The 6,130-nt window shown below is 60.8% G+C and carries 8 protein-coding genes; 1 reads left to right on the top strand and 7 read right to left on the bottom strand.

The window, feature by feature from the left end:
• The first annotated feature begins 142 nt into the window (after nucleotides 1–142).
• A protein-coding gene (locus PROAA_RS00670) for an IS5 family transposase (RefSeq protein WP_245664102.1) occupies nucleotides 143–894 on the top strand; the annotation gives its coding sequence in 2 pieces (ribosomal slippage) (nucleotides 143–467 and nucleotides 467–894; 753 coding nt in all).
• A 198-nt stretch (nucleotides 895–1,092) separates the two neighbouring features.
• Here PROAA_RS00670 and PROAA_RS00665 read toward each other — a convergent pair.
• Genes PROAA_RS00665 through PROAA_RS00635 form a run of 7 tightly spaced genes read right to left on the bottom strand, consistent with a single transcriptional unit; the run spans nucleotide 1,093 to nucleotide 6,118 of the window.
• Nucleotides 1,093–2,007 carry an MBL fold metallo-hydrolase gene (locus tag PROAA_RS00665; protein ID WP_186409459.1) on the bottom strand — a complete coding sequence of 305 codons (915 nt, stop codon included), beginning with the start codon at nucleotides 2,005–2,007 and terminating at the stop codon, nucleotides 1,093–1,095.
• Nucleotides 2,007–2,246: a DUF1289 domain-containing protein gene (locus PROAA_RS00660; RefSeq protein WP_186409458.1), complete on the bottom strand. Its 240-nt coding sequence runs from the start codon at nucleotides 2,244–2,246 to the stop codon at nucleotides 2,007–2,009. Before PROAA_RS00660 ends, PROAA_RS00665 begins: the two co-directional genes overlap by 1 nt.
• Entirely contained in the window at nucleotides 2,243–2,473 is a 231-nt protein-coding gene (locus PROAA_RS00655) for a DUF1289 domain-containing protein (protein WP_186409457.1), read from the bottom strand. The genes PROAA_RS00660 and PROAA_RS00655 overlap by 4 nt, the downstream gene beginning before the upstream one ends.
• Nucleotides 2,470–3,393, bottom strand: a complete 924-nt coding sequence (locus PROAA_RS00650; protein ID WP_186409456.1) for a hydroxymethylglutaryl-CoA lyase — start codon at nucleotides 3,391–3,393, stop codon at nucleotides 2,470–2,472. The genes PROAA_RS00655 and PROAA_RS00650 overlap by 4 nt, the downstream gene beginning before the upstream one ends.
• Nucleotides 3,394–3,395: 2 nt before the next feature.
• Nucleotides 3,396–3,785: a type II toxin-antitoxin system death-on-curing family toxin gene (locus PROAA_RS00645; protein WP_186409455.1), complete on the bottom strand. Its 390-nt coding sequence runs from the start codon at nucleotides 3,783–3,785 to the stop codon at nucleotides 3,396–3,398.
• Nucleotides 3,782–4,006 carry an AbrB/MazE/SpoVT family DNA-binding domain-containing protein gene (locus PROAA_RS00640; RefSeq protein ID WP_186409454.1) on the bottom strand — a complete coding sequence of 75 codons (225 nt, stop codon included), beginning with the start codon at nucleotides 4,004–4,006 and terminating at the stop codon, nucleotides 3,782–3,784. Before PROAA_RS00640 ends, PROAA_RS00645 begins: the two co-directional genes overlap by 4 nt.
• Before the next feature lie 54 nt (nucleotides 4,007–4,060).
• Nucleotides 4,061–6,118, bottom strand: coding sequence for an acetyl/propionyl/methylcrotonyl-CoA carboxylase subunit alpha (locus tag PROAA_RS00635; RefSeq protein WP_186409453.1), 2,058 nt, complete (start codon nucleotides 6,116–6,118; stop codon nucleotides 4,061–4,063).
• Nucleotides 6,119–6,130 lie beyond the last annotated feature (12 nt).

Below are 6,130 nucleotides of genomic sequence, written 5' to 3'. Positions count from 1 at the left end.
TAGGGCGTGTTCTCAATTGATCGAATTCTGATATGCCATACACAAGAAGAGGAAGAGAAGTCGTTCACGATCAATGGGATAGCGATGGGCTGTTCACAGCGGATGAAATCTGGTCATATCCTGACTTTTGGTTGGAGTCAGAATGGATCGAAAGATGTTGCGAGATGACCAGTGGGAACGCATTGAACAGCTTCTTCCAGGCAAGGCGGGTGACCGTGGGGTTACGGCAAGGGATAATCGGCGGTTTGTCGAGGCCGTCCTCTGGATCATGCGTACTGGCAGTCCGTGGCGCGACTTGCCTGCTGAGTTTGGACCTTGGCATCGGACGTATGTGCGCTTCTCCCGTTGGCGCGAGAAAGGGGTCTTCGAGCACGTTGCCCGTGCTCTGCGCAGTGACGCTGACATGGAACAACTATTCATCGATTCGACCATCGTGCGCGCCCACCAACATTCCGCCGGTGCCCAAAAAAAGCAGGCCCTCAGGAAATCGGCTGCTCGCGGGGCGGGCTGACAACCAAGCTGCATGTGGTAGTCGATGCCTTGGGCAATCCGCTGCGGGTGATCCTCTCGGCAGGGCAGATTGCCGACATCGAATGCGCTGCCGAGGCCATCGAACACCTGCCAACTCAAGCCATTATTGCCGACAAGGGCTACGATGCCGATCACTTTGTTGCGGTCATCGAGGCGGCGGGGGCCCAAGCCGTCATCCCGCCCCGCTCCAATCGACTCGTCCAACGCCATTTCGATCGCCATCTCTACAAAGACCGCAACCTGATCGAACGCTTCTTCGCTCGCATCAAGCACTTCCGGCGTATCGCCACGCGATACGACAAACTGGCAATCTCCTTTCTGTCCTTCATCCATCTGGCTTGCACTTTCGTCTGGTTGGCCTAATTGAGAACACGCCCTAACGAATAGCGTTTATCTCTGTCGAACTGTGTTCAGCACACAGCATGCTAGGGGAAATCGGGGCGCAGGTACGTTTCAATACACTGACGCATCTACCGAACCCGCGTATCCAAATCGGATTAGACGATTTATCCGGCATCCTGGCAAGCGTTTGCCGGCAACGCGAGTGCATCTTCAATCCAACTAAACGGCGATCAAAACGCCGCTCTCGTTCTTGATCGTGCCGGCACGAATCAGATCGCTCGTCAGCCACTGCGCAAGGGCTTCATCTTCATAACCGAGGTAGCGGGCGTTGACGCTCTGGCAAAAACTGAGGCTGGCGAGAAAGGCCGGCAACTCGTTGCAAGGCAGTTGCCGCCGCTCCATCAGGGCGAACGCGAGCATCACCTTGAGGGCGTGGCGCGCCAAGCGTTCGCTGCTTTGTTCGAAGGAAGCGAGCCGCTGGTAGGCGCGTTCGAAGGCGTCTTCGACTTCGACAAAGGGCGCGCCGTGGCCGGGGATGACGACGTCAATCGGCAGACGGGCGAGTTTGTCGAGCGTCTGCCGCGTCGCCCTGAGTCCGCCGGCATCGTCGGGATGGCCGAGCAGCTCGGAAAATATGACGCCGAAGCCGTCGCGCCACAGCGCATCGCCGGAGATCAGGATGCGATGCTCGCTGTTGTGGAAGGCCAGCGCATCCATGTCGTGGCCGGGAACGGCGATGGCGTGCCAGACGAGTCCGCCAAGTTCGACCTGGTCGCCCTCGGCGATCGTCGCGTCGTGCTGGAAGCGCGCCGCCGACTGGCCGAGCGGTGAGAGCAGCAGCGCCTCTTCATTCCATTCAGCGATCGTTGCATCGATGCCGGAGGGAACGATGACCTGGCAGCCGAACGACTGCACGACCGCCGCGTTGCCACCGATATGATCGGAATGCGAGTGCGTGTTGAGCAAACGCGTCAGGCGACGGCCGTCGAGCGCGTGGGCCAGCAGTGCGAGGGTTTGTGCGGCGTGCGTGAGATAGCCGCTGTCGATCACCGCCGCCTGCTCACCTTCGAAGAATACGATGTTGTTCGAGGAAAGCCAGCCGCGCTCGAGGACCAGCAGGCTGTCGGGGAGCATCAGGGTGTTTTGGACGAATCGCGGTTCGTGGCCGAATCAGCTTGAGGGGTTTCGGGCGTTTGGGATGTTCCATTCTCCACGTGCTCGGCGCAAAGCGCTTCAAACTCATCCTGCTGCCCGCCCGTGGATACGGGGATTGGCGGGCGGCCGCAGCCGAGGCAGTAGCCCGAATCCGGTTCGGGCATGCAGATGCCGACGCAGAGGTACTCGTCTTCAGGAGGCATGTCCGGCGGGCTCATCGATCGCAGTCTCCGCGAAACTCATCGCCGCTGGGGTCGTGCTCGGCACGTCGCCGATCGACGGCGGCCAGGATGGCCAGCTTGTCATCGACCGCCGCGCGACTCCAGCTTGTAATTTCATCCAGAGTGCGAAAGCAGCCGCGGCAAAGCCCGCTGATCTCGTCCATCTGGCAAATGTTGACGCAGGGCGAAACAACGCCTGCCGGTGAGAAGGGTGACAGGCTCATGCGGCACTCCGTCGAGCCAGCAGGGCTCGTGCCGACTTCGATTGATTTTTGCGGCCGAGCTGCTGCGAGATGTACTGCCCGGCTTCCAGCAATTTATCCATGTCAATTCCAGTTTCGATATTCAGTCCATGTAGCAGATAGACAAGGTCCTCGGTGGCCACGTTCCCAGAGGCGCCAGCGGCATACGGGCAACCGCCGAGCCCGGCGATCGAGCTGTCGAAAACCGCCATGCCGAGTTCGAGCGATGCGTAGACGTTGGCGATGGCCATGCCGTAGGTGTCGTGATAATGGCCGGCCAGTTTACCGATCGGGACGTGCGTTGCACAAGCGGCGATCATGCGCTTGATCGAGGCCGGCGAGCCGGCGCCAATCGTATCGCCGAGCGAAATCTCATAGCAGCCCATTTCGTGGAGGGTTTTCGCCACCCACGCGGCCTTTTCCGGATCAATCGCGCCTTCGTAGGGGCAGGCGACAACGCAGGAAACATAGCCGCGCACGCGGATATCCAGCGCCTGCGCCGCATCCGCCACGACGTTGAAACGCTTCAGGCTCTCGGCAATGCTGCAGTTGATGTTCTTCTGCGAAAACGTTTCGGACGCGGCGCCGAAGATGGCGACCTCCGTCGCTCCGGCTTCCACCGCCGCATCGAATCCCTGCAGATTGGGGGTCAACACCGGATAGGCCACGCCCGGCCTGCGCCGCGGGCTGGACAGCACGGCGCGCAGAACTTCGCTGTTGTCGCCCATCTGCGGAACCCATCGGGCAGGCACGAAGGACGTCACCTCGATGGCCGGCAAGCCCGCCCCGGCCAGCCGTTCGATCAACTCGATCTTGACGGCCGCCGGAACGACCTGCTTCTCGTTCTGCAGCCCGTCGCGCGGGCCGACCTCGACGATCTTGACCTGCTTTGGTAGTGACATGCCTATTTCACTTCCACACTGCCGGCGCGCAGCCAGGCGGCGAAATCGGATTCATCGAGACTTCCCGACGCAAGTCGCAGCATCTGAGTGACGCACTCCGCATCGCCGGCCTCCAACCGATACCCATGGAGCAGGAGAAACAGTTCGGCGCAAACAAAGGCGGTACGTTTGTTGCCATCGACAAACGGGGGGTTCCGTGCCAACCCGAACGCATATGCTGCCGCAAGATCAGCCGCATCCGGCGATCCGTAGATGGCCAAGTTACGCGGCCGCGACAACGCGGAAGAGAGCAAGCCCGTATCGCGTACTCCGACGAGGCCCCCATGCTCGGCAAGCTGCGCTTCATGTACTGCCAATACGACGTTATCTTCGATCCAGCGCCAAGCGGTCATTTTGCAAGTTCGTGCAATACATCGCGACGTGATTTCATGATCTTGCGGGCGGCTTCCATCTGCTGCTCGAATTCGGGGTCGAACGGTGTCAGGCGCACGCCTTCGGGCGATTCTGTGGCATACAGCGTATCGCCTTTCTCCAAGTGCAGGAGGCCAAGCAACTCCTTGGGCAGAACAACGCCAACCGAATTGCCGATCTGGGTCAGTTTCAGGGCGAACATGTTTGAACTCCAACGTTATAACGTTTGTAATACTAAACAAAAGCCCTGCGCCAATCAATCCACTGCCATCGCTCGTTGCTTCTCTGCCTCAAATTCGACCAGCTCGGCACCCTCTTTCACTTGATCGCCGGCCGCGTAAAGGAAAGCATTCACCACCCCATTCTTTGGTGCGATCACCGTGTGCTCCATCTTCATGGCTTCGAGAATCAGCAGCGGCGTGCCCTTCTCTACGGCCTGCCCCGGTACGGCAAGCAGCGCAACGACCTTGCCCGGCATTGGCGCTGTCAGGCCGCCTCCCTGCATGCCACCGGCTTCGACCAGATGCAGCGGGTCGTCGCGCTGAATGATCCAAGTCGTGCCATTGAGAAAGACGTGGCGTTTCTGTATCTGCTTTTCAGTCACGGCGATGACGCTGGCGATCATACGGCGGTCATCGAGTTCAATGGCGAGTTGGCCCGAAAACTGGCCGCTGTCGAGCCGCCGCCCCCGCGCCAGTACCGATTCGCCGGCCAGCGTCAGCCGCCAGCCATCGACCTCGTAGGCAACGGCGACTTCGTGCAGAGTTTCTCCACTGCGGTAGGTGATCGTGCGCCGCGACTGGATGTTCAGACGCCAGCCGTCGTTTGAACTCCACGGTGACCAGGGGTCGCCCGAATGCCGGGCTTTGGCGAGCGCAGCCGATTGTTCGCGCAGCAGCTCGGCAACGGCAACCACGAAGAAGACATTTCTGGGCGGCTCGACTTGCGCCGGAAAGAGGAAGTCACGGCTCCGGTCGATCAGGCCGGTGTCGAGATCGGCGTTGGCGAAAGCCGGGCAGGCAACCAGCCGCGTCAGGAAATCGACATTGGCGGTAACGCCGACGATGCGGTAATCGGCCAGCGCCTGCTGCATGCGCGCCAGCGCGGCGTTGCGGTCGACATCCCAGACGATCAGCTTGGCGATCATCGGATCGTAGTATGAAGTGATCTCGTCGCCCTGCTCGATGCCGGTATCGACGCGCACGTTGAGGCTTTCGGCCGGCGGCGCAAGATGGATCAGACGACCGGTCGACGGCAGGAATTCGCGAGTAGGGTCTTCGGCGTAAATGCGCGCTTCCAGCGCATGCCCGCGGATTTCAAGCTGGTCCTGACGCAGCGGCAGCGGTTCGCCGCTGGCAACACGCAGCTGCCACTCGACCAGATCCTGCCCGGTAATCATTTCGGTGACCGGATGCTCAACCTGAAGGCGGGTGTTCATTTCCATGAAATAAAACGTGCCGTCCTGCGCGAAGTTCTCGCTGGCGATGAACTCGACGGTGCCGGCGCCCACGTAACCAACGGCTTTGGCTGCGTCGATGGCGGCCTTGCCCATCGCTGCCCGGCGCGCCGTCGTCATGCCCGGCGCTGGCGCCTCTTCGAGCACTTTCTGGTGGCGGCGCTGCACCGAGCAATCACGTTCGAACAGATAAACGCAATTTCCGTGGGTATCGGCAAAGATCTGGATTTCGATGTGCCGGGAACGGCTCAAGTATTTCTCGATCAGCACATGTTCGGAGCCAAAGGACGCTGCCGCCTCGCGCCTGCACGAGGCGAGCGCGGCAAGGAAGTCCTCGCTTTTTTCGACCCGCCGCATGCCTTTTCCACCACCGCCAGCCGACGCCTTGATCAGTACCGGGTAGCTCATGGCATCTGCCTGCGAGTGCAGAAAATCGGCGTCCTGGATGTCGCCGTGGTAACCCGGCGTGAGCGGCACCTTCGCCGCACCCATGATCTTTTTCGCCGCTGATTTCGAACCCATCGCACGAATCGCCTCGGCCGGTGGGCCGATGAAGACGATACCGGCTTCGGCACAGGCATCGGCAAAGCGGTCGTTTTCGGAAAGGAAGCCGTAGCCCGGATGCACCGCCTGCGCACCGGTGCGTCTGACGGCATCGAGAATGCGCTCGACAACGAGGTAGGATTCGTTGACGGCTGCCGGGCCGATGCAGACAGCCTCGTCGGCGAGACGCACATGCCGCGCATTGGCGTCGGCCTCGGAATACACGGCAACCGTACGGATACCCATGCGTCGTGCCGTTCGGATCACACGGCAGGCGATTTCGCCGCGATTGGCGATGAGGATCTTACTGAACACTGGTTTCTCCGG

The sequence above is a fragment of the Candidatus Propionivibrio aalborgensis genome, from assembly GCF_900089945.1.
GTDB classification, from domain to species: Bacteria; Pseudomonadota; Gammaproteobacteria; order Burkholderiales; family Rhodocyclaceae; genus Propionivibrio; species Propionivibrio aalborgensis.
The sequence above is the reverse complement of the archived record's forward strand: the minus strand, read 5'-3'. Positions and strand labels throughout refer to the sequence as shown.

What these genes read in the sequence shown, in the direction of transcription:
- PROAA_RS00640 (WP_186409454.1), bottom strand. Translation starts at nt 4,006, where the DNA reads ATGTTCGCCCTGAAACTGACCCAGATCGGCAATTCGGTTGGCGTTGTT.
- PROAA_RS00665 (WP_186409459.1), bottom strand. Translation starts at nt 2,007, where the DNA reads ATGCTCCCCGACAGCCTGCTGGTCCTCGAGCGCGGCTGGCTTTCCTCG.
- PROAA_RS00650 (WP_186409456.1), bottom strand. Translation starts at nt 3,393, where the DNA reads ATGTCACTACCAAAGCAGGTCAAGATCGTCGAGGTCGGCCCGCGCGAC.
- PROAA_RS00660 (WP_186409458.1), bottom strand. Translation starts at nt 2,246, where the DNA reads ATGAGCCCGCCGGACATGCCTCCTGAAGACGAGTACCTCTGCGTCGGC.
- PROAA_RS00655 (WP_186409457.1), bottom strand. Translation starts at nt 2,473, where the DNA reads ATGAGCCTGTCACCCTTCTCACCGGCAGGCGTTGTTTCGCCCTGCGTC.
- PROAA_RS00645 (WP_186409455.1), bottom strand. Translation starts at nt 3,785, where the DNA reads ATGACCGCTTGGCGCTGGATCGAAGATAACGTCGTATTGGCAGTACAT.